This is a genomic window from Ramlibacter monticola, assembly GCF_016722785.1.
GTDB lineage: Bacteria > Pseudomonadota > Gammaproteobacteria > Burkholderiales > Burkholderiaceae_C > Ramlibacter > Ramlibacter monticola.
On sequence record NZ_JAEQNE010000008.1, the window covers coordinates 163,276 to 183,615 of the forward strand.

Sequence of the window (20,340 nt, forward strand, 5' to 3'; positions counted from 1 at the left end):
CGGGCATGGAGGCAACTGGCGCCGTCTCGTACGGCGCCGTTGCTGCAGCTTGAGCTGGATGTCTCGGCTCCGTTTTCTCAGCATTTTCATTTCAACCGGACTCTCTCATGAAAGCAAAACTCTTCTCCGCTCTGGTCCTGACCGGCCTCGCCCTGGTCGCGCAGCAATCCTTTGCCGCTCCTGATGGCACGATCACCTTCAAAGGCATCGTCCTGGACACAACCTGCACGATCAACGGCGGCGGCACTGCTGCGGATTTCACCGTCACGCTTCCGCAGGTGAACAAAACCCAGTTGAGTACCGCCGGCGCTATTGCTGGCAAGACGCCGTTTGTCCTGCAACTGACCAACTGCCCGACATTCGCGACCAAGGTGCACGCCTTCTTCGAAGGTGTCTCCGTAACGAACGGTCGTCTCAACAACAGCGCCACAAACGGCGCCGCCAACGTGCAGATTCAACTGCTAAAGACGGATGGGACCAACCAGATCAACGTTAACGACAACGCGCAGAGCTACGACTATGCGAACCCGAGCAGCGGTAATGCGACTCTGACTTACAACGCCCAGTACTACGCCAATGGCGCCGCTGCCGGCGCCGGCCAAGTTACTGCCACCGCCACCTACACCCTCATTTACGAGTAAGCAGCAGGCTACAGATAGGCAGTGTGCTGGGCCGCGCTCTTGGGCCGGCCCTCCCACTGAACCCGGGGAGCTAACATGAATGGCGCGCGACTCATTCGATATGGAAGGGCCCTCGCCCTGCTCGGTTTCGGGCTGGCCGCGGTCCTACATGCGCAGGCTTCGGTGGTGATCGCGGGAACCCGCGTGATCTACAACGCCAAGGAGCGCGAACTCACCGTCAAGCTGAGCAACGAGGGGCAACTGCCCGCACTCACCCAGGTGTGGCTGGACAAGGGAGACCCCTCCGCGTCGCCCGCGACGATTTCGGTACCCTTCACGGTGACGCCCCCGGTGGCGCGCATCGACCCGGCCAAGGCCCAGACGCTACGCATCTTCTATACCGGCGAGCCCCTGCCGCAGGACCGCGAGTCGGTCTTCTGGCTCAATGTGCTCGAAGTTCCGCCCAAGGCCAAGGAGCAGAGCCAAGGCGAAACGAACAAGCTGCAACTGGCGTTCCGCACGCGTATCAAGCTCTTCTTCCGCCCTGCCGGATTAACCGGTTCGGCCCAGGAAGCGCCCGCGCAGATCGAATGGCGCCTACGCCGCGAGGGCGGGCAGACCTCGCTCGAAGCGCGGAATCCCACGCCCTATTTCGTCTCCTTCGCCTCGCTGGAGGTGGCAGGGCCGGGAGCGTCGGCGAAGCTCGACCAGGGCGGCATGGTCGGCCCGGGCGAGACCAAGAAGTTTCCCCTCTCTCGCGAAACGCCGGCGGGCGCCTTGAAACTGCGCTACCAAGCCATCAACGACTATGGCGGCGCCATCACCGGAGAGTCCCTGCTGCATTGATCTTCTTGGGCTCTCTGACCGCGTGACCCGCGGCATTTTCCTGACGAGGACCGCTCTTCCCCTGGGCCGGCCAGCTCCGCTCGCCGGCAGGGATTTGTGTTTGCCTGGACTTTCCACGACAGCCTGCCATGCGTGCCCATCCAGCTTCTCCGCTGACCCACCCCCGAATCGGCAGGGCCGTATGCCTGCTGATCGTGGGCGCGTCCGCTGGCGCCGCCTCGGCCGCCAGCGAAGCCGCAGACGTGGAGTTCGACGCCGCCTTCCTGCGCAACACCGGGGGGGCGCCCATCGACGCGAGCCGCTTCAAGCGGGGCAATGCCGCAGCGCCCGGCGACTACCGCGCCGAGCTCTATGTCAACCAGATCGGGCAGGGGCGCATCGACGTGTTGCTACGGCAGGTCGGAAAGGACAGCCCGGACGTCCGGCCCTGCTTCGATCGTGCCCTGCTCGATCGCATCAGCGTGGACCCGGCTCGCCTCGCCGCGCAGGCCAATGCCCGCCTGGACGCTGGACCAGGTGCATGCGTCCCACTCGACACCTTGGTACAGGGGGCCACGGCGAGCTTCGACCTGGGTGAGCAGCGCCTGGATGTGAGCGTTCCGCAGGCCGCCATGACACGCCAGGCCCGGGGCTACGTGGACCCGCAGTACTGGGACGAAGGCATCACTGCGGCCTTGCTGCAGTACAACGCCAACCTCTTCCACAGCGACAGCCAGGGCGCGGCTTCGACCAGCGGCTACCTCGGTTTGACGGCCGGCCTCAACCTCGGCGCCTGGCGCCTGCGCCACCGCGGCAGCTTCACGCACGAAGAGCAGGCGGGCAACCGTTACCAGAGCGTGCAGGCCAGCCTGCAGCGCTCCCTCATCCCGCTGCAAAGCCAGCTCGTGCTGGGCGACGCGTTCACCGACGGCGCCCTGTTCGACAGCGTCGGCTTTCGCGGCATCCAGCTCGCCAGCGACGATCGCATGCATCCCGAGTCGCAGCGCGGTTATGCGCCCACGGTGCGCGGCATCGCGCGCAGCAATGCGCGCGTGCAGATCCGGCAGAACGGCAACCTCATCTACGAAACCACCGTCGGCGCCGGCCCCTTCGAGATCGACGACCTGTATCCGACCGGCTACGGCGGCGACCTGGAACTGACGCTCACCGAAGCCGATGGCAGCGTGCACGTCTCGCGCGTTCCCTATGCGGCCGCCGTCAACGCCCTGCGCCCCGGCAGCACCCGCTACAGCCTCACGGCTGGGCAGTACCGCAACGCCTCGAGCAACGGCGCCAAGCCCTTGCTGCTGCAAGGCACCATTCAGCACGGCTTCACCAACCTGTGGACCGGCTACGGCGGCGCCGTGCTGTCCAAGGACTATGCCGCCGCAGGCGCAGGCATCGCGCTGAACACCGACTACGGCGCCGTCGGCGCCGACCTCACCTATGCGGCGACGCTGGTGCCCGGGCAGCCCGAGCACCGCGGCGAGAGCATGCGCCTGAACTACAGCAAGCTGCTGGCGCCTACCAATACCAACGTCACCTTGGCGGCCTATCGCTATTCGACCCGAGGCTACCTGGGCCTGGCCGATGCCATCAGCCTGGGCGACCAGCAGGGCCGACTGGACCTGGCCATCCGGGGCATAGAGCGCGGGAAGCTCCTGGCCACGGTGGACCAGCGCCTGCCCGAGAGCTGGGGCAACTTCTACCTGTCCGGCTCGGTCCAGGAGTACTGGAACCGCACCGGTCGCGATGTGCAGTTCCAGGCGGGCTACAACAACAGCTACAAGGGCGTCAGCTACGGCGTGTCGCTGGCACGCCAGCTCGATCCCGTCACGAGGAGAACGGACGACCGCCTCGTGTTCAGCCTCAGCCTTCCCCTCGGCAACGACGCTCACGCGCCTTACCTGACCAGCAGCATGCAGCGTGACTCCTCCGGCGGCAACAGTCTCCAGGCCAGCGTGACCGGAACGCTGGGCGCGGACAACGCCTTCTCCTACGGCCTGAACCTCGGGCGCACGAGCAACGCCGGCGCCGCGGCCGAGGGCAGCGTGGCTGGAAGCGTCTCCTACATTTCGCCCATGGCCACAGTTGGCGCCAGTGCCAGCCGAAGCAGCGGCTACTCGCAGCTGAGCGCGACCCTCTCCGGCGGGCTGGTGGCCTACTCCGGCGGCCTCGTCTTCAGCCCCAGCCTGGGCGACACGGTCGCCGTGGTGGAGGCCGAGGACGCGGCCGGCGCGCGGGTGAGCAACGGCAGCGGCCTGCGCGTCGACCCGTGGGGCCACGCCCTCGTCTCGGGCCTCGTTCCCTTCGCGCGCAACCAGATCGACATCGATCCGCAGGGGCTGCCCCTGAACGTCGAACTCAAGTCCACCATGCAGCAAGTCGCTCCCACCGCCGGGGCCGTGGTCAGGCTGAAGTTCGAAACGGAGAACACCGGCCGCACGGCCATCATCGATGGCAGGCAGGCCGACGGCAATCCCCTGCCCTTCGGTGCCGAAGTGCGCGACACGGGCGGCCTGGCCGTGGGCAGCGTGGCCCAGGGCGGGCGCATCTTCGCCCGCGGTCTGAAGGAGGACGGGGGCGAGCTGATCGTCGTGCTGGACGCCGAGCACGCCCGCCAATGCCGCCTGCCCTACCGCCTGCCGGCCGGCCAGGGCGCCCGGTCGGATGCGGTGAGCCTGACCAGCGGCGTGTGCAGCGAGCAGACGGCTGCACTGCCAAGCGGGCTCGCCCTGGTCCTCGCCACTCAGATTCTTCCCCGATGATGCACGCCTTCCTGAAATTCGCGCTGGCGACCCTGCTTCCGCTGTTTTTCCTGCATCAGGGGGCCTGGGCCAGCTGTCTCAAACCCAACAACGACAAATCCATCAAGATCAACCTGCCGAACACTGTGTACGTTTTCCAGAATGCTGCCATAGGGACGGTTGTCTGGTCGAACACGGCAGGCAGCAACTCGCCGGCCGTCCGCATCACTTGCGCGGGCCAGACCTACGGCGTCCACAAGTACGCGGACGGCCTGGTTGCGGTGGCCGGAATGACCGCTGTCTACCAGACCAGCGTGCCGTACCTCGGCATCAAGGTGGTCGAAACCATGAGCTATACCGTGGTCGGCACCGCCGTGACGCGTTGGTTCAGCCCACCGGTCAACTTCGACGGACAGTGGGCGCGCCCCTCGTACCAGGTGTCGCTGGTGGTGACCGGCCCGGTGACGGGCGATCAGAACTTCAACATGCCGAAACCGCTCGCCCGGGACTATGCCAGTGACTCCCCGGCCAGTTTGCAGAACGAATACGTGCTCCACGAGCTGGAAGTCTCGAGCACCAACATCAGGGTCAACAAGGCAGGCTCGCCCTGCACCACGGCCAACGTGTCCGCCAACCTCGGCACCCAGCAAGCGTCCGCCTTCACTGGCATCGGCTCGTTCACGTCGGCTGCGAGTTTCAACATCCAGCTGGCGAATTGCCCGATCGGCATGAGCGCCATCACGTACCAGATCGACCCTACCACGGCAGTCGTGGCCAACACCGGACAGTCGGTCGTGACGCTCAATGCGGGTTCCACGGCGACGGGGGTCGGGGTCCAATTGCTCGATGGCAGCGGGACGCCGTTCCCGCTGGGATCGCCGACCAGCCTGGGTAACGCCGGCGGCAGCTACACCATTCCCCTGAAGGCCCGCTTCTACCAGACCGGCGGCACCGTCGGGGGAGGCACGGCCAATGCGGCGATGACCTTCACCATCACGTACCAATGATGCGTCGGCGGCGCTGACGATGTCGAGCTGCCTCCCGGGACGCGGCTACCATCACGTCCCAAAGAGGAGACCCCCCTTGCCCGTGATCACCAACATCGAGGACCTGCGCGTCCTCGCCCAGCGGCGCGTGCCGCGCATGTTCTACGACTACGCCGATTCAGGCTCCTGGACGGAGAGCACCTACCGCGCCAACGAAGCCGACTTCGACCGCCTCCTGCTGCGCCAGCGGGTGGCGGTGAACATGGAAGGCCGCAGCACCCGCACGACCATGGTCGGCCAGGACGTTGCCATGCCGGTGGCGATCGCGCCGACCGGCCTCACGGGCATGCAGCACGCGGATGGCGAGATCCTCGCGGCGCGGGCCGCCAAGAAAGCAGGGGTCCCGTTCACGCTGTCGACGATGAGCATCTGCTCCATCGAGGACGTGGCCGAGGGCACGGGCGGGCACCCGTTCTGGTTCCAGCTGTACGTGATGCGCGACCGGGGCTTCATCGAGAGCCTGATCGACCGCGCCAAGGCGGCCGGCTGCTCCGCCCTGGTGCTCACGCTGGACCTGCAGATCCTGGGCCAGCGCCACAAGGACCTGAAGAACGGCCTCTCGGCGCCGCCCAAGCTGACGGTGCCCAACATCCTGAACATGATGACCAAGCCGCGCTGGTGCCTGGGCATGCTGGGCACCCGCCGGCGCCAGTTCGGCAACATCGTCGGCCACGTCAAGGGCGTCGGCGACATGGGCTCCCTGTCGGAGTGGACCGCCAAGCAGTTCGATCCGCGCCTGTCCTGGCAGGACGTGGAGTGGATCAAGAGCCGCTGGGGCGGCAAGCTGATCCTGAAAGGCGTGCAGGACGAGGAGGACGCGCGCCTGGCCGCCGACTCCGGGGCCGACGCGGTGATCGTGTCGAACCACGGCGGCCGCCAGCTCGATGGCGCGCCGTCCTCCATCTCCGCCCTGCCCCACATCGTGGACGCGGTGGGCGACCGCATCGAGGTGCACATGGACGGCGGCATCCGATCCGGCCAGCACGTGCTGAAGGCGGTGGCGCTCGGGGCGCGCGGCGTCTACATCGGCCGGGCGATGCTCTATGGCCTGGGGGCGATGGGCGAGGAAGGCGTGGAAAAGGCGCTGGCCATCATCCGCAACGAGCTCGACCTGTCGATGGCGTTCTGCGGCCGCACGGACATCCGCAGCGTGGACCGCGGCATCCTGCTGCCCGCCGGCTACTGACCGACGACCATCGGGTTGATCCCGCTGCAGATGGAACTGTTGGCCGCCTGCTGCCACAGCAGCAGCGGCGGCTGCACCGCGCGCCAGGTCGCGTGGGGATCGCGCGAGTCGGCCACCGCCGTGAGGTAGGGCAGCCCGTGCTGGCGCGCCAGCGAAGCCGGGAGTGCGTGCATCTCCGGGCGGCTCGCCACACCGATCAGCGCCGGCGGATGCCGCACGCCCTGGAAGGCGCGCGTCACCCGCTCCATCAGCTGAGAATTCCGCTCGGGGTCGATCGACAGCAGCAGCACGACATGCGAGTAGTCCGGGATAAAGGCGCGGGTGAGCGGCAGGTGCAGGCCGTGGCGCGCCATCGCGATCACGCGCCAGACGCGCCCTTCCTGCTCGAAGTCGACGTAGTCGGTGCCGACGTCCAGCTCGATCGCACCGGCGAAGCGGCGGTGGACGATCTCCACGCAGTGGCGCTCGCCCAGCCAGCGCACCAGCTCGAAGGAGCCCATGCCGTGGGCCGCGCAGACCAGCACGCGCTGGAAGGCATCGGGGTCCTGCTGGCGCATCGCGCCGGGATGCTGCATGGGCGTCGAGAGCCGCCGCCACACCGCCGCAGGCGAGAACTGCATGCCGTCGTCGACCTGCTGCTTCAGCTGCCGCACCCGCATTTCCATTTCGGCGGACGTTTCCCTGCACTGGGCGATGGCCATCGACCAGGGGCCGCTCAGGAGGCGCGGGCCGCGGCTGCGGTGCACGATGCGCAGGTCGAAGTGGCGCAGGTCGCCGGCCACCCGTTCCATGATGTCCTGGAGGGCGGGCGCGGGGCCTTCCTTCCATTGGACGAACCAGCCGGACTGGTGCAGCAGCGCCGTCGCGATGCCCGCCGGCTCGTTGTGCTTCAGCGCGCTCGCCCGGATCTTCTCCATCTCCTGGTACACCGACTGGCGGATCGAAGCCTGGCTGGCGTACATGATCCTGGCCACCGGGCCTTCGGCGCTGTCGAGTCCGTGCTGAGCTTCCCAACCGTCCATGCCGGCATCATCCAGATCCATGAATAGGAACGCTTGTCTTACATCAACCGGCCTTCCGGCTGAGCCATCCGGCAGTCGAAAGGACAATCGGTAAGTGACTTTTGCCCGCCGAATCGCCCACCTCGACATGGACGCCTTCTTCGCGTCCGTCGAACTGCTGCGCTATCCGCAGCTCAAGGGCCTGCCCGTGGTGATCGGCGGCGGCCGCCGCCAGGCCGACGATGCCCTGCTGCAACGCTTCGCCGACCGGCCGCTGGCCAGGATCCCCGTCGAGGCGTTCCCGCTGCTGCGGGACTACGTCGGCCGCGGCGTGATCACGACCGCCACCTACCCGGCGCGCCAGTTCGGCGTGGGCTCCGCGATGGGCATGATGAAGGCCGCGCGGCTGTGCCCGCAGGCGATCGTGCTGCCGGTGGACTTCGACGAGGTGCGCCGCTTCTCGCGCACCTTCAAGTCCGTGATCCGCGAGATCGCGCCGGTGATGGAGGACCGCGGGATCGACGAGGTGTACATCGACTTCACCGAAGTGCCGGGCGGCCAGCGCGAAGGCGGCCGGGTGCTGGCCCGCCTGATCCAGAAGTCGATCTTCGAGGCGACCGGCCTCACCTGCTCCATCGGCGTGGCGCCCAACAAGCTGATCGCCAAGATGGCCAGCGAATTCAGCAAGCCCAACGGCATCTCCATCGTGGCCGAGGGCGACCTGGAGGCGAAGATCTGGCCGCTGCCGGTGCGCAAGATCAACGGCATCGGCCCGAAGTCCGGGGCGAAGCTCGAGCAGCTGGACATCCGCACCATCGGCGAACTGGCGGCCCGGCCGCGCGAGTGGCTGGTCGCCCATTTCGGCCAGGCCTACGGCGCCTGGATGCACGAGGCTTCCTGGGGCCGCGACGAGCGGCCGGTGGTGACCGAAAGCGAGCCGGTCTCGATGAGCCGGGAGACCACCTTCGAGCGCGACCTGCACGCGGTGCGCGACCGCGCCGAACTGGGCGCGATCTTCACCGACCTGTGCACCCGCGTCGCCGAGGACCTGCAGCGCAAGGGCTACGTCGGCAAGACGATCGGCATCAAGCTGCGCTACGACGACTTCCGCACCGCCACGCGCGACCACACGCTGGACCACTTCACCGCCGATCCCGCGCTGATCCGGCGCACGGCCGGGCAGTGCCTCAAGCGCGTGGACCTGAAGCAGCGCCTGCGCCTGCTGGGGGTGCGGGTCGGCAAGCTGGCGCGGGCGGACGCCGTTGCCACGGCGGCAGCGCCGTCCGGGTCGGACGAAGCCGCCCCTCGCGCGGAGGAACGCACGCCGGACCTGTTCCAGGATTCACGACAGCCGCCGGACGTCGGCTGACAGCCGGAATGGCCCAACGGTGCATTGACCTTCCTGACGCGGAACTTACACTGAGCCTCAGACCTTCCAGTTCAGCGGGGGGCGGCAGCGGAGGCTTCAATGGACCTGGACGCACTGCAGCGCATCAAGCGGTGGCATGTTGCCCACCAGAACGACCACCCGGTCGAGTACCACATGTGGGACGCCATGCTGACGTTCTGGCTGGCCGGCTGGGTCGGATGGATCCCCGCCTTCACCTTCGATGCGCTCTGGGCGGCGCCCCTGCTGGCAGTGGCCATGTCCGCACCCACGCTCTACGTCACCTGGCGCGCCCGCGCCCACCGGGCCCGGCGCCTGCGTTGCGACTGGATCGGCGTCAGGTAATCACTGTCGCGCCGTGCGCACGTTGCGCGGCAGCGCCATCGGGTGGCTGGTGCGCAGCGGATTGATGTCGAGCCCGCCGCGCCGGGTATAGCGCGCGTACACCGCCAGCCGCGTCGGCCGGCACTGCCGCCACAGGTCCATGAAGATGCGCTCCACGCACTGTTCGTGGAACTCGTTGTGGTTGCGGAAGCTCACCAGGTAGCGCAGCAGGCCCTCCTGGTCGATCTGCGGGCCCGCGTAGCCGATCCGCACGCTGCCCCAGTCCGGCTGGCCCGTCACCAGGCAGTTGCTTTTCAGCAGGTTGCTGGTCAGCACCTCTTCCACCGGCGGTTCGCCTTCCGCGGTTTTCAGCCACTGCGGGGCGGGCGTGTAGTCGGTGCATTCGATGTCGAGCCGGTCGAGGCTGAGCCCGTCGAGCTCGTGCACCGGCTCCTGGTCGAACAGTTCCGGCAGCACCAGCCGCACGCCGATGGTCGCCGGCGCCGGCGCGCCGCGCCAGACTGCTTCGCTGAGGTCGGCGCGCAGCCGCTGCCTCACCTCCTCGGCGCTGCCGAACTGCGTGCCGCTGAAGCTGCCGAGATACAGCTTGAGCGACTTGCTCTCCACGATGTTCGGGGTCTCGCAAGGCACGGTGAAGTGGGCGATGGCGACTTGCGGCTTGCCGCGCGCATTGAGCCAGCTCAGTTCGAACGCGGTCCAGAGATCGGCGCCGAAGAAAGGGAGCGCGCCGGCGATCCCGATCTCCTCCCGCTTGGGCGCGCGGGAGATGGGAAACAGCAGGCTGGGGTCGTACTGGTCGGCGTAGCGGGACGGCTTGCCCAGCTGCGACGCTTCGGCGGAATTCATGATGGAGAGACTAGCCGGAGATGGTCCACGAGGGGCGGCAGCAGGCGCTCGACCACCCCTGGCGGAAGGTCATGCCCCATGCCGGGAATGGTGACGAGCCGCGCGCCCGGGATGCGCCGCGCGGTGTCGATGCCGCAGGCGACGGGCACCAGCGGATCGGCCTCGCCGTGCAGGACGAGCGTGGGCGCGCGCACCGCGTGCAGGGCGGCGGCGCGGCCGGTGTCGGCGGCGATTGCGGCGAGCTGCCGCGCACTGCCCGCCGGATGGTAGCCGCCGCGCCGGAGGGAATCGAGGATGCGCTGCCGCAGCACGTCCGGCGGCTCCGGCCAGCCCGGGCTGCCGATCGCCTGGAACAGGCGCACGTAATGCGAGAGCAGCGCCGCCTCGCTGCGGTCGTGCGGGCGTCCCAGCAGGACCTGCAGCACGCGAGGATGCGGCCCCGGCAGGTGGCGCGCCCCGCTCGAACTCATGACGCTGGTCAGCGAGAGCACGCGCGCCGGCGCCGCCAGCGCCATGCGCTGCGCCACCATGCCGCCCATGCTGGCGCCGACGACGTGGGCCCGTGCGATGCCCAACGCATCCAGCACGCCGAAGGCATCGGCCGCCAGGTCTTCCAGCGTGTAGGGCGCGCGCACCGGCAGCCCCATGCGCCGCTTCAGGCTTTCCCACAGCAGGTTGGGCGCGGGCAGGTGATCGAGCCAGGTCGAAAGGCCGATGTCGCGGTTGTCGAAGCGGATCACGCGGTGGCCCGCCGCCACCAGCGCGTCGACCAGCGCCTGCGGCCACGCGGTGAGCTGCATGCCCAGGCCCATGACCAGCAGCACCGGCGGTGCGCCGGCCGGGCCATGGTCTTCGACCTCCAGGGCCAGGCCGTTCGCGCCGACCTTCATTTACTCGAAGCGGCGCTCACGCAGCCACTTGGTCGCGATCCACTTGGTGCCGGCCAGCACCGGGGCGCCGCCATGCAGCGTGCGGGTCGAGGGGTGCGGGCGCTCGTAGTTGAAGAACACGGCGTTGCCCCGCTTGGGCGCGACCTCCAGGCGGACGTCGGGGAACACCGTGGCGCCGCCCTTGTCCGGTTCGCCCAGGTAGATCACCAGGGTGGCCACGCGCTGGCCGCCACGGCGCAGGATGGTGGGCGTGCCCGGCTCCGCGGGATCGAAGTAGTCGTAGTGCGGCTTGTATTCGGCGCCCGCCCCGTACTTCAGGATCTGCAGGCCCTCGCCGTTCTCCTCGGGCCAGTTCACCAGCCTCGCGATGCGCTGCTCGATGCGGCGCACCAGCTCGGTCTCCCCGCGCTGGAAGAACATCCCCTGGCTGGTCCGGTCGTCGTTGACCTCCTCGCCGCCGGTCTTGGTGGCCACCGTGAGCGAGCGCGCCAGCCGCGGCGTGGCCAGTTCGATCAGCTGCTCGCATTCCTCGTCCGAAAGCAGCCCGCCGAACACCACCACCCGCGGGCTGTACATGTTCTGCAGCACGGCCACCTTGCGGTCGCCCCCGTCGAGGTACAGCGGCGACTCGGCCAGGTCGGGTTCGGGCACCGTCGCGGCAGGCGGCAGGCCCTGGGCCACGGCCTTGCGCTCCAGGTGTCCGCGCAGGACTTCTTCCATGGCGTCGATGGCCACGTCCTCGCTCCAGCCCGAAGCCAGCATGGCCTTCAGCACCGAATCGGCGCCGTGCCCGGCCTCGGCCTGGTCCACGATCCACTTGCGCAGGTCGGGCGTGACCTGCTGCTTGCTGCCCGTCGTGCTCATGATGCGGTCCTGCGCCGGAACACCATCCGCTCGGGCTGCGACGCAGCCGGATCGAAGCGGTAGCCTTCCAGTTCGAATGCTTCCAGTTTGCGCGGGGTCTCCACCCGGTGCGAGATGGCGTAGCGCGCCATCAGGCCGCGCGCCTTCTTGGCGGAGAAGCTGATGATCTTCCAGTTCCCGCCCTTCCATTCCTCGAACACGCAGTCGATCACCCGCGCCTTGAGCGCCTTGCGGTCGACCGCCTTGAAATACTCCTGCGACGCGAGGTTGATCACCACCGGCGTCTTGTCGGCCGACAGCGCCTCGTTGAGGCAGGCGGAGATCCGGCTGCCCCAGTACTGGTAGAGGTTGGACGCCGCGTCCACCTTGAGCGAGGTGCCCATCTCCAGCCGGTAGGGCTGCATTCGGTCCAGCGGCCGCAGCACGCCGTAGAGGCCGCTCAGGATGCGCAGGTGCTGCTGCGCCCACTCCAGCTCGCCGGCGCCCATGCGGCGCGCCTGCAGGCCGTCGTAGACGTCGCCGTCGAAGGCCAGCACGGCCTGGCGCGAATTGAGCCCGGTGAACTTGGGCGTCCAGGCCTGGTAGCGCGCCACGTTCAGGGCCGCCAGCGGGTCGCTGATCTCCATCAGGCTGGCCAGCTGCTGCGGCGAGTACCTTCGGAGCACCTCGATCAGCCGCGCCGCGTCGGCCGCGAAGGCCGGCAGGGTGTGCGGGACATCCGGGATGGGTGACGCATAGTCCAGCGTCTTGGCGGGGGACAGCAGGAACAGCATGGCTCAGGAACGCCAGGCCCGCGCCACCAGCCACTGGACGGTGGCCACGGCGAAGACCAGGGCGGCATAGGTCGCCATCTTGCCGTCGCGGCCGAAGTACCAGAGCCCGGCGCCCAGCGCCGCCAGGCCTGCTGCGCAATTGATAGCAAGGCGGGCCCACCAGCCAGGCCCCGCGGTGGTACGGGGCAGGACCAGGGGAGCGGCCAGGGTGACCCCCAGCGCCACCACCAGGGCGGGCGCGGCGAAGCTCAGCAGGTGATCGAGGAGTTCGAAAAAGCCCAAGAGACCCTCAATTGATCTGGGACAAGTGCCAATGAACCAAGTGTAAGTGCTTGAATCTCATCAGATTTTATAATTCGGTCATGGCTGTCTGGGCACTGGGCATCAACCACAACACGGCTCCCGTCGATCTGCGGGGGCGGTTTGCGTTCGCGCTCGACCAGATCGCGCCCACCCTGCACTCGCTGCGCACCAATGTCGGCAACAGTCTCGGCCGCCAGCCGGAGGCCGCCATCCTGTCGACGTGCAACCGCACGGAGATCTACTGCGCGGGCAGGCAGCACGAGATCGAGACCACGCTGGAGTGGCTGGCCCGCTCCGGCCAGGTGAACCCCGCCGTCGTGCGCGAGCACTCGTACATGCTGCAGGACGCCGGGGTCGCCCGCCATGCCTTCCGCGTGGCGAGCGGGCTCGATTCGATGGTGCTGGGCGAGGCGCAGATCCTCGGCCAGCTGAAGGATGCCGTGCGCGTGGCCGACGAGGCCGGCGCCCTGGGCACCACGCTGAACCAGCTGTTCCAGCGTTCCTTCGCCGTGGCCAAGGAAGTGCGCACGTCCACCGAGATCGGCGCGCACTCCATCAGCATGTCGGCCGCCGCCGTGCGGCTGGCGGGCAACCTGTTCGAGGACCTCACCAAGGTGAAGGTCCTGTTCGTCGGCGCCGGCGAGATGATCGAGCTGGCCGCCACGCACTTCGCCGCCAGGAGCCCGAAGGGCATCGCCATCGCCAACCGCACGCTGGAGCGCGGCGAGAAGCTCGCCACCCGCTTCGGCGGCGAGGTGATGCGCCTGGCCGACCTGCCCTCGCGCCTGCACGAATTCGACGTGATCGTCAGTTCCACCGCCAGCCAGCTGCCGATCATCGGCCTGGGCGCGGTGGAGCGCGCCCTCAAGGCCCGCAAGCACCGCCCCATGTTCATGGTGGACCTGGCCGTGCCGCGCGACATCGAGCCCGAGGTCAAGGCGCTGGAAGACGTGTACCTGTACACCGTGGACGACCTCGCCCACGTGGTGCAGACCGGCCATGCCAACCGGCAGGCCGCGGTGGCCCAGGCCGAGGCCATCATCGACGCCGGCGTGCAGAGCTTCGTGCACTGGATGGACCAGCGCGGCACGGTGCCGCTGATCCAGCAGCTGAATCAGCAGACCGACGAGTGGCGCACCGTGGAACTGGCGCGCGCCCGCAAGCTGCTGGCCAAGGGCGAGGACATCGATACCGTGCTGGAGGCCCTGTCCCGCGGCCTCACCCAGAAGATGCTGCACGGCGCCATGGCCGAACTGCGCGGCGGCGACGCCGAGTCGCGCCAGCGCGCCAGCACGGCCATCGAGCATTTCTTCCTGCGCAAGGAGCGCTAGCTTCCGTCGTCGATCGTCGGGCGCTCGGCGTGCAGCGCCGAGCGCCACGCTCCTTTTGTCGTTTACGCTCGACGCCCAACGCCGAACGCTCCACCTCCGTGAAACCCTTCCTCCGCCAGCAACTCGAACGCTTTCCCGTCCGCCTGCAGGAGCTGGACTTCTTCCTGTCCCAGCCCGAGGTGGTGAACGACATGGAGCGCTTCCGGGAGCTCACGCGCGAGCATGCCGAAGTGACCGAAGTCGCCGGCCGGTTCCAGCGCTACCTGCAGCACGAACGCGACCTGGCGCAGGCACGCGAGATGATGGAAGACCCCGAGCTCGCCGACATGGCGCGCGAGGAGATCGCCACGCTGGAGACCGAGCTGCCCGCGCTGGAGGCCGACCTGCAGGCGCTGCTGCTGCCGCGCGACCCGGACGACGCGCGCAACACCTTCCTGGAAATCCGCGCCGGCACCGGCGGTGACGAGGCCGCCCTGTTCGCCGGCGACCTGCTGCGCATGTATACGCGCTACGCCGAGCGCCAGGGCTGGCGCACCGAGCTCATGAGCGAAAGCGAGGGCGAGGCCGGCGGCTTCAAGGAAGTGGTCGTGCGCGTGATCGGCGAGGGATGCTACGGCCGGCTCAAGTTCGAATCGGGCGGCCATCGCGTGCAGCGCGTGCCGGCCACCGAGAACCAGGGCCGCATCCACACCAGCGCCTGTACGGTCGCGGCGCTGGCCGAGCCGGACGAGGCCGCGGCGATCCAGATCAACCCGGCGGACCTGCGCATCGACACCTACCGCGCCTCCGGCGCCGGCGGCCAGCACGTGAACAAGACGGACTCCGCCGTGCGCATCACGCACCTGCCGACCGGCATCGTCGCCGAATGCCAGGACGACCGCTCGCAGCACCGCAACAAGGCCAAGGCCATGCAGGTGCTGGCCGCGCGCATCCAGGAGAAGGAGCGCGCGGAACGCGCCGCCAGGGAAGCCGCCACCCGCAAGGGGCTGATCGGCAGCGGCGACCGCTCCGACCGCATCCGCACCTACAACTTCCCGCAGGGGCGCATGACCGACCACCGCATCAACCTCACGCTGTACAAGCTCGGCGCGATCATGGAAGGCGACCTCGACGAGGTGGTGCAGGCGCTGCTGCTGGCGCGCCGCGCCGAACAGCTCGAGGAGCTCGAGGTCGGCCTGGGCGCCGCGCGGGCATGACGCTGCGCGAGGCGCTCGCCCAGGCTGCGGTGCAGGGGCTGGAGCGCATCGACGCCCAGCTGCTGCTGCTGCACGTGCTCGGGCGCGCCGGCAGCGACCGCGGGTGGCTGATCGCCCATGACGACGAGCCGCTCCCGCCCGCGGCGAAGGATGCCTTCACGGACCTTTGCCGCCGTCGCGGCGGCGGCGAACCGCTCGCCTATCTCACCGGCCGGAAGGAATTCTTCGGCCTGCCGCTGCAGGTGGACGCCCGCGTGCTGGTGCCGCGGCCGGACACCGAGACCCTCGTCGAGTGGGCGCTGGAGCTGGTGGCGCCCGTGCAGGCTCCACGCGTGATCGACCTCGGCACCGGCAGCGGCGCCATCGCGCTGGCGATCCAGAGTGCGCGGCCCGATGCGCGGGTGGAGGCGGTCGACCGCAGCACCGGCGCGCTGGCGGTCGCGCAGGCGAACGCGCAGAGACTGGGGCTGCCGGTGCACTTCCGCCAGGCGGACTGGCTGCAGGGCGCCGGGCGCTACGACCTGGTCGTGAGCAACCCGCCCTACGTGCGCGAGCACGACGAGCACCTGCCCGGGCTGCGGCACGAGCCGCTGTCCGCGCTGGTCGCCGGCAGCGACGGCCTGGATGACCTGCGTGCGATCGTGGCCGCCGCGCCCGCCCACCTGGCGCCCGGCGGCTGGCTGCTGCTGGAACACGGGTGGGACCAGCCGGCGGCGGTCGAGGCCCTGCTGCGCGACGCGGGTTTTTCCGCCCTGAGCAACCGCAAGGACCTTGGCGGCATCACCCGCTGTTCCGGTGGGCAATGGCCCGAACGGCGATAATCGCTCCCAAGCCAACCGCATCCAGGAGAGACAACCCATGAGCGAAGCCCAGCAACGCATCGACGATCTGGTCAAGTCCAACGACATCCTGCTGTTCATGAAGGGCAGCGCGGCCTTCCCCATGTGCGGTTTCTCGGGCCGCGCCGTGCAGATCCTCAAGGCCTGCGGCGTCGACCCGAACACGCTCAAGACGGTGAACGTGCTGGAGGACGACGGGATCCGCCAGGGCATCAAGGAATACAGCAACTGGCCGACCATCCCGCAGCTCTATGTGCGCGGCGAGTTCATCGGCGGCTCGGACATCATGATGGAGATGTACCAGAGCGGCGAGTTGCAGCAGGTGCTGGGCACGCCCGCCCAGGGCTGACCCGCGCGGGGGGAAAATCCCCCGTCAGCACTCCACCGGACCGGCTGCCAATGGCAGCCGGTCCCGCTTCCGCTGTCGACGGGCGCTGACAAGCTCATGCGCCTGCGGAGCCACCCGGTCAGCGGCTGGCACGGCCTATGCTGAACTCCTGCACAGTCGTTGAAGGAGTGGCCATGCAATCGCGTAGTCTGGTTCCGCAAACGTCCCCCGGCCTGCAGCTGCCGATCGCCAACCTGCGCAACGTGTTCCGGCCGCACGACGTGGAGCGCAAGCTGGCGAAGCTGCCGGCACGCGACCACGAGAGCCTGCGCGCCACCTACGAGCGCATGCTGGAACGCGGTCCCGAGCGCTTCCAGGTCAAGCCGAGCGGCATCCCGGAGATGGCCGCCCTCTACGAGCAGTTGCCCAACTTCACCGACGCGCTCGACGACGTGCGGCGGCATGTCGCACTGTCGCAGGACGCCAGCGACGGCATCGAGATCACGCCCATGCTGCTGCTCGGCCCGCCCGGGATCGGCAAGACCCATTTCGCCAGGCAGCTCGCGGAGCTGCTCGGTACCGGCATGAACCTCGTTCCCATGAGTTCCATGACGGCGGGCTGGCTCCTTTCCGGCGCCTCGTCGCAATGGAAGGGCGCCAAGCCGGGCAAGGTGTTCGAGGCGCTGGTCGACGGCCAGTACGCCAACCCGGTGCTCGTGGTGGACGAGATCGACAAGGCCAGCGCCGATGCGCAGTACGACCCGCTGGGCGCGCTCTACGGCCTGCTGGAACACGACACGGCGCATGCCTTCATGGACGAATTCGCCGAGGTCGCCATCGACGCGAGCCAGGTGATCTGGATCATGACGGCCAACGACGAGCGCTGCATCCCCGAGCCGATCCTGAACCGCATGAACGTGTTCGAGATCGACGCGCCCACGCACGAACAGGCGCGCAGCATCGCGCGCAACCTGTACCGCGCGATCCGCGAGGAGCACGGGTGGGGCCAGCGCTTCGACGAGGAGCCGGCCGACGACGTGCTGGATTGCCTGGCGGAACTGGCGCCGCGCGAAATGCGCCGCTCCCTGATGACGGGCTTCGGCAACGCCCGCCTGGCGCACCGCGATGCGATCGAGCCGGAGGACCTGCCGAAGGGCGGCGCGGGCAAGACGAGGATGGGGTTCGTGCAGTAGGACCAGACAGCCAAAACAAGACAGCCGAACGCAGAGGGCGCAAAGAAGCGCAGAGGGCGCAGAAGGAAACCCACTTGAAGTGGAATTCCTTCTGCGCCCTCTGCGAAACCTCTGCGCCCTCTGCGTTCGGCTGTCTTGTTTTTTCCCCTCAGCCCCGATCGGCGTGCGTCCACTCCCAGCGCTTCGTCGAGCGGAACACCGCGTTGGGATACGCCGGGCGGCCGCGGCTGCCGTTGTAGCGGCCCAGGGCCAGGTACAGGTCGCCGGCTTCGCGGTCGAGGTAGTGGCGCAGGATCACGCAGCCGAATCGCAGGTTGGTCTGCATGTGGAACAGGCTGGACGGGTCGCCGTTGCCGATCAGGCGGGTCCAGAACGGCATGACCTGCATGTAGCCGCGCGCGCCGACCGGGCTGACCGCGAACTTGCGGAACGCGCTTTCCACGTTGATCAGCCCCAGGACCAGGCTGGGCTCCAGCCCGGCGCGGCGGCTCTCGTACCAGACCGTCTGCAGGAATTCCCGCCGCTCGTTCCAGTCCGATTTGCGCGCCATCAGCCGGCTGCTCATGGCGCCCAGCCAGCGCAGGTACTTCAGGCGGGCCTCCGTGTCCCCGAACACGGGCACGGGCGGCGCGCTGTTCGCGATGGCCGAAGTGAGTGCGGTGCGCACCGAATCGGCGAGCGGCTCCTCCACCTGCGCACCGGCATGGGCCGCCCGCGGCAGCAGCGGCCAGGCGAGGCCGGCCAGGGCCGGCCGCAGGAACAGCCTGCGCGTGAGCATCACGCCGCGGCCAGCCGCCCCTTCACGAAGGCGGCGATCTCGCCGGCAGCCACCTTGGTCGCGGCGGCGTCGCGGCGATGCTGGTATTCGAGCTGGCCTTCCTTGAGGCCGCGGTCGGAGATCACGACGCGGTGCGGCACGCCGATCAGCTCCCAGTCGGCGAACATGGCGCCGGGGCGCTCGCCGCGGTCGTCCAGCAGCACCTCGACGCCGGCGGCCACCAGTTCGTCGTGCAGCTTCTCGGCCGCCGCCTTCACGTCCGCGCTGCGGTCCATGCCGATCGGGCAGACCACCACGGTGAAGGGCGCGAGGGCGTCCGGCCAGATGATGCCGCGCTCGTCGTGGTTCTGCTCGATGGCGGCGGCCGGCAGGCGCGTGATGCCGATGCCGTAGCAGCCCATCTCGAACACCTTGGGCTTGCCGTCCTCGTCGAGGAAGGTGGCGTTCATCGCCTTGCTGTACTTGGTGCCGAGATAGAAGATGTGGCCCACCTCGATGCCGCGCTCGATGGCGAGCGGGCCCTTGCCGTCCGGCGACGGGTCGCCCTCGACGACGTTGCGGAGGTCGGCCACGAGCGCCGGCTCCGGCAGGTCGCGGCCCCAGTTCACGCCGGCGATGTGGAAGTCTTCCTCGTTGGCACCGCAGATCCAGTCGGCCATGACGGCCACTTCGCGATCGGCGATGACCGTCACCGGCTCGCGCAGGCCGATCGGACCGAGGTAGCCCGGCCTGGTGCCGAAGTGCTGCTCGATCTCGCCCGTGGTGGCGAAGCGGAAGCCGGCATCCAGGCCCGGCACCTTGCCCGCCTTGATCTCGTTCATGCCGTGGTCGCCGCGCAGCAGCAGCAGCCACAGCCGCGTGCTCACCGGCGCACCCTTCTCATCGAGCTTGTCGGTCGCCAGCACGATGGACTTGACCGTGGTGGCCAGCGGCACCTTCAGCAGTTCGGCGACCTCCTCGCAGGTGGCCTTGCCCGGCGTCGGCACCTTCTGCAGCGCCTGCTTCGCCGCGGGGCGCGGACCCTGCGGCGCCAGCGCCTCGGCCTTCTCCATGTTGGCCGCGTACTCGCTCTGGGGGCAGTACACGATCGCGTCCTCGCCGGTGGCGGCGATGACCTGGAATTCCTCCGACAGGTCGCCGCCGATGGCGCCGCTGTCCGCCGCCACGGCGCGGTAGCGCAGGCCGAAGCGGTCGAAGATGCGACGGTAGGCCCCCGCCATGGTCTCGTAGCTCTTCTTCGCGGCCGCCGGGTCGCGGTCGAAGCTGTAGGCGTCCTTCATGATGAATTCGCGCCCGCGCATCAGGCCGAAGCGCGGCCGGCGCTCGTCCCGGAACTTGGTCTGCACCTGGTACAGGTTCTTCGGCAGCTGCTTGTAGCTGCGGAGTTCCTGGCGCGCGATGTCGGTGACGACCTCCTCGGAGGTCGGCTGCACGACGAAGTCGCGCTCGTGGCGGTCGCGGATGCGCAGCAGCTCCGGGCCCATCTTCTCGAAGCGCCCGGTCTCCTGCCACAGTTCGGCGGGCTGGATGACGGGCATCGTGCACTCGACGGCGCCGGCGCGGTCCATCTCCTCGCGCACGATGGACTCCACCTTGCGGATCACGCGCAGGCCCATCGGCATGTACGTGTAGATGCCAGCGCCCAGCTTCTTGATCATGCCGGCACGCATCATCAGCTTGTGGCTGGTGACTTCGGCGTCGGCGGGTGCTTCCTTCAGCGTGGAAATCAGGAACTGCGAGGCTCTCATCGAATTGGACGGGGAAATGGGGACGCCTGAACCCTTCCAGCGCACAGGGGCGCCATGCATAATGGGCTCAGTTCAAAGATTTTGGGGTGTGATT

At 68.6% G+C, this 20,340-nt stretch carries 20 protein-coding genes; 12 read left to right on the forward strand and 8 right to left on the reverse strand.

Features of this window, described 5'->3' with window-relative positions; all coding sequences use genetic code 11:
* Positions 1-107: 107 nt before the first annotated feature.
* From JJ685_RS25170 to JJ685_RS25190, 5 genes are all read left to right on the forward strand, one after another.
* The gene (locus JJ685_RS25170; RefSeq protein WP_201677122.1) at positions 108-641 is read left to right on the forward strand and encodes a fimbrial protein; all 534 of its coding nucleotides are present in this window, start codon (positions 108-110) and stop codon (positions 639-641) included.
* Positions 642-716: 75 nt separating this feature from the next.
* On the forward strand, positions 717-1,466 hold the full coding sequence (locus JJ685_RS25175) for a fimbria/pilus periplasmic chaperone (protein ID WP_201677123.1): 750 nt from the start codon (positions 717-719) through the stop codon (positions 1,464-1,466).
* A 194-nt stretch (positions 1,467-1,660) separates the two neighbouring features.
* A complete protein-coding gene (locus tag JJ685_RS25180) occupies positions 1,661-4,213 on the forward strand; it encodes a fimbria/pilus outer membrane usher protein (protein WP_330901841.1) in 2,553 nt (850 codons plus the stop codon).
* Complete coding sequence (locus tag JJ685_RS25185; protein WP_201677125.1) at positions 4,210-5,199, forward strand: fimbrial protein; 990 nt, start codon at positions 4,210-4,212, stop codon at positions 5,197-5,199. Before JJ685_RS25180 ends, JJ685_RS25185 begins: the two co-directional genes overlap by 4 nt.
* Before the next feature lie 76 nt (positions 5,200-5,275).
* Entirely contained in the window at positions 5,276-6,424 is a 1,149-nt protein-coding gene (locus tag JJ685_RS25190) for an alpha-hydroxy acid oxidase (RefSeq protein WP_201677126.1), read from the forward strand.
* Here the strand turns inward: JJ685_RS25190 and JJ685_RS25195 are convergent.
* Positions 6,418-7,467: a BLUF domain-containing protein gene (locus JJ685_RS25195; RefSeq protein ID WP_201677127.1), complete on the reverse strand. Its 1,050-nt coding sequence runs from the start codon at positions 7,465-7,467 to the stop codon at positions 6,418-6,420. The two genes, JJ685_RS25190 and JJ685_RS25195, sit on opposite strands and share 7 nt — an antisense overlap.
* A gap of 106 nt (positions 7,468-7,573) precedes the next feature.
* Between JJ685_RS25195 and JJ685_RS25200 the strand changes: the two genes are divergently transcribed.
* Positions 7,574-8,794, forward strand: a complete 1,221-nt coding sequence (locus JJ685_RS25200; protein ID WP_201677270.1) for a Y-family DNA polymerase — start codon at positions 7,574-7,576, stop codon at positions 8,792-8,794.
* 99 nt (positions 8,795-8,893) lie between these two features.
* Positions 8,894-9,157: a hypothetical protein gene (locus tag JJ685_RS25205; RefSeq protein WP_201677128.1), complete on the forward strand. Its 264-nt coding sequence runs from the start codon at positions 8,894-8,896 to the stop codon at positions 9,155-9,157.
* Here the strand turns inward: JJ685_RS25205 and queF are convergent, their stop codons facing one another.
* From queF to JJ685_RS25230, 5 genes are read right to left on the reverse strand one after another with little or no spacing between them, the layout of a single operon-like run.
* Positions 9,158-10,003, reverse strand: coding sequence for an NADPH-dependent 7-cyano-7-deazaguanine reductase QueF (gene queF, locus JJ685_RS25210; protein WP_201677129.1), 846 nt, complete (start codon positions 10,001-10,003; stop codon positions 9,158-9,160).
* A complete protein-coding gene (locus JJ685_RS25215; RefSeq protein ID WP_201677130.1) occupies positions 10,000-10,893 on the reverse strand; it encodes an alpha/beta fold hydrolase in 894 nt (297 codons plus the stop codon). The genes queF and JJ685_RS25215 overlap by 4 nt, the downstream gene beginning before the upstream one ends.
* Positions 10,894-11,757, reverse strand: coding sequence for a 2OG-Fe(II) oxygenase (locus JJ685_RS25220; protein WP_201677131.1), 864 nt, complete (start codon positions 11,755-11,757; stop codon positions 10,894-10,896). It abuts the gene before it with no gap.
* On the reverse strand, positions 11,754-12,530 hold the full coding sequence (gene yaaA, locus JJ685_RS25225; RefSeq protein ID WP_201677132.1) for a peroxide stress protein YaaA: 777 nt from the start codon (positions 12,528-12,530) through the stop codon (positions 11,754-11,756). The genes JJ685_RS25220 and yaaA overlap by 4 nt, the downstream gene beginning before the upstream one ends.
* Before the next feature lie 3 nt (positions 12,531-12,533).
* Entirely contained in the window at positions 12,534-12,812 is a 279-nt protein-coding gene (locus tag JJ685_RS25230; protein ID WP_201677133.1) for a hypothetical protein, read from the reverse strand.
* Positions 12,813-12,892: 80 nt separating this feature from the next.
* Here JJ685_RS25230 and hemA point away from each other — a divergent pair, with 80 nt between their 5' ends.
* The 5 genes from hemA (at position 12,893) to JJ685_RS25255 (ending at position 17,720) form a co-directional block, all read left to right on the forward strand.
* Entirely contained in the window at positions 12,893-14,164 is a 1,272-nt protein-coding gene (hemA, locus tag JJ685_RS25235) for a glutamyl-tRNA reductase (protein ID WP_201677134.1), read from the forward strand.
* 98 nt (positions 14,165-14,262) lie between these two features.
* Positions 14,263-15,360, forward strand: a complete 1,098-nt coding sequence (gene prfA / locus JJ685_RS25240; RefSeq protein WP_201677135.1) for a peptide chain release factor 1 — start codon at positions 14,263-14,265, stop codon at positions 15,358-15,360.
* Complete coding sequence (prmC, locus tag JJ685_RS25245) at positions 15,357-16,181, forward strand: peptide chain release factor N(5)-glutamine methyltransferase (RefSeq protein WP_201677136.1); 825 nt, start codon at positions 15,357-15,359, stop codon at positions 16,179-16,181. The genes prfA and prmC overlap by 4 nt, the downstream gene beginning before the upstream one ends.
* Before the next feature lie 37 nt (positions 16,182-16,218).
* Positions 16,219-16,548: a Grx4 family monothiol glutaredoxin gene (gene grxD / locus JJ685_RS25250; protein WP_201677137.1), complete on the forward strand. Its 330-nt coding sequence runs from the start codon at positions 16,219-16,221 to the stop codon at positions 16,546-16,548.
* Between the two features lie 173 nt (positions 16,549-16,721).
* Positions 16,722-17,720 carry an AAA family ATPase gene (locus tag JJ685_RS25255; RefSeq protein ID WP_201677138.1) on the forward strand — a complete coding sequence of 333 codons (999 nt, stop codon included), beginning with the start codon at positions 16,722-16,724 and terminating at the stop codon, positions 17,718-17,720.
* A 148-nt stretch (positions 17,721-17,868) separates the two neighbouring features.
* Here the strand turns inward: JJ685_RS25255 and JJ685_RS25260 are convergent, their stop codons facing one another.
* Both JJ685_RS25260 and JJ685_RS25265 read right to left on the reverse strand, forming a co-directional pair.
* Positions 17,869-18,498, reverse strand: a complete 630-nt coding sequence (locus JJ685_RS25260) for a lytic transglycosylase domain-containing protein (protein ID WP_201677139.1) — start codon at positions 18,496-18,498, stop codon at positions 17,869-17,871.
* Positions 18,498-20,246, reverse strand: coding sequence for a proline--tRNA ligase (locus tag JJ685_RS25265; RefSeq protein ID WP_201677140.1), 1,749 nt, complete (start codon positions 20,244-20,246; stop codon positions 18,498-18,500). The genes JJ685_RS25260 and JJ685_RS25265 overlap by 1 nt, the downstream gene beginning before the upstream one ends.
* Positions 20,247-20,340: the final 94 nt, after the last annotated feature.

What these genes read in the sequence shown, in the direction of transcription:
- JJ685_RS25175 (WP_201677123.1), top strand. Translation starts at nt 717, where the DNA reads ATGAATGGCGCGCGACTCATTCGATATGGAAGGGCCCTCGCCCTGCTC.
- JJ685_RS25170 (WP_201677122.1), top strand. Translation starts at nt 108, where the DNA reads ATGAAAGCAAAACTCTTCTCCGCTCTGGTCCTGACCGGCCTCGCCCTG.
- JJ685_RS25260 (WP_201677139.1), bottom strand. Translation starts at nt 18,498, where the DNA reads ATGCTCACGCGCAGGCTGTTCCTGCGGCCGGCCCTGGCCGGCCTCGCC.
- JJ685_RS25200 (WP_201677270.1), top strand. Translation starts at nt 7,574, where the DNA reads ATGGACGCCTTCTTCGCGTCCGTCGAACTGCTGCGCTATCCGCAGCTC.
- prmC (WP_201677136.1), top strand. Translation starts at nt 15,357, where the DNA reads ATGACGCTGCGCGAGGCGCTCGCCCAGGCTGCGGTGCAGGGGCTGGAG.
- JJ685_RS25205 (WP_201677128.1), top strand. Translation starts at nt 8,894, where the DNA reads ATGGACCTGGACGCACTGCAGCGCATCAAGCGGTGGCATGTTGCCCAC.
- JJ685_RS25215 (WP_201677130.1), bottom strand. Translation starts at nt 10,893, where the DNA reads ATGAAGGTCGGCGCGAACGGCCTGGCCCTGGAGGTCGAAGACCATGGC.
- JJ685_RS25195 (WP_201677127.1), bottom strand. Translation starts at nt 7,467, where the DNA reads ATGGATCTGGATGATGCCGGCATGGACGGTTGGGAAGCTCAGCACGGA.
- yaaA (WP_201677132.1), bottom strand. Translation starts at nt 12,530, where the DNA reads ATGCTGTTCCTGCTGTCCCCCGCCAAGACGCTGGACTATGCGTCACCC.
- queF (WP_201677129.1), bottom strand. Translation starts at nt 10,003, where the DNA reads ATGAATTCCGCCGAAGCGTCGCAGCTGGGCAAGCCGTCCCGCTACGCC.
- JJ685_RS25220 (WP_201677131.1), bottom strand. Translation starts at nt 11,757, where the DNA reads ATGAGCACGACGGGCAGCAAGCAGCAGGTCACGCCCGACCTGCGCAAG.
- JJ685_RS25255 (WP_201677138.1), top strand. Translation starts at nt 16,722, where the DNA reads ATGCAATCGCGTAGTCTGGTTCCGCAAACGTCCCCCGGCCTGCAGCTG.
- JJ685_RS25185 (WP_201677125.1), top strand. Translation starts at nt 4,210, where the DNA reads ATGATGCACGCCTTCCTGAAATTCGCGCTGGCGACCCTGCTTCCGCTG.
- JJ685_RS25265 (WP_201677140.1), bottom strand. Translation starts at nt 20,246, where the DNA reads ATGAGAGCCTCGCAGTTCCTGATTTCCACGCTGAAGGAAGCACCCGCC.
- hemA (WP_201677134.1), top strand. Translation starts at nt 12,893, where the DNA reads ATGGCTGTCTGGGCACTGGGCATCAACCACAACACGGCTCCCGTCGAT.
- grxD (WP_201677137.1), top strand. Translation starts at nt 16,219, where the DNA reads ATGAGCGAAGCCCAGCAACGCATCGACGATCTGGTCAAGTCCAACGAC.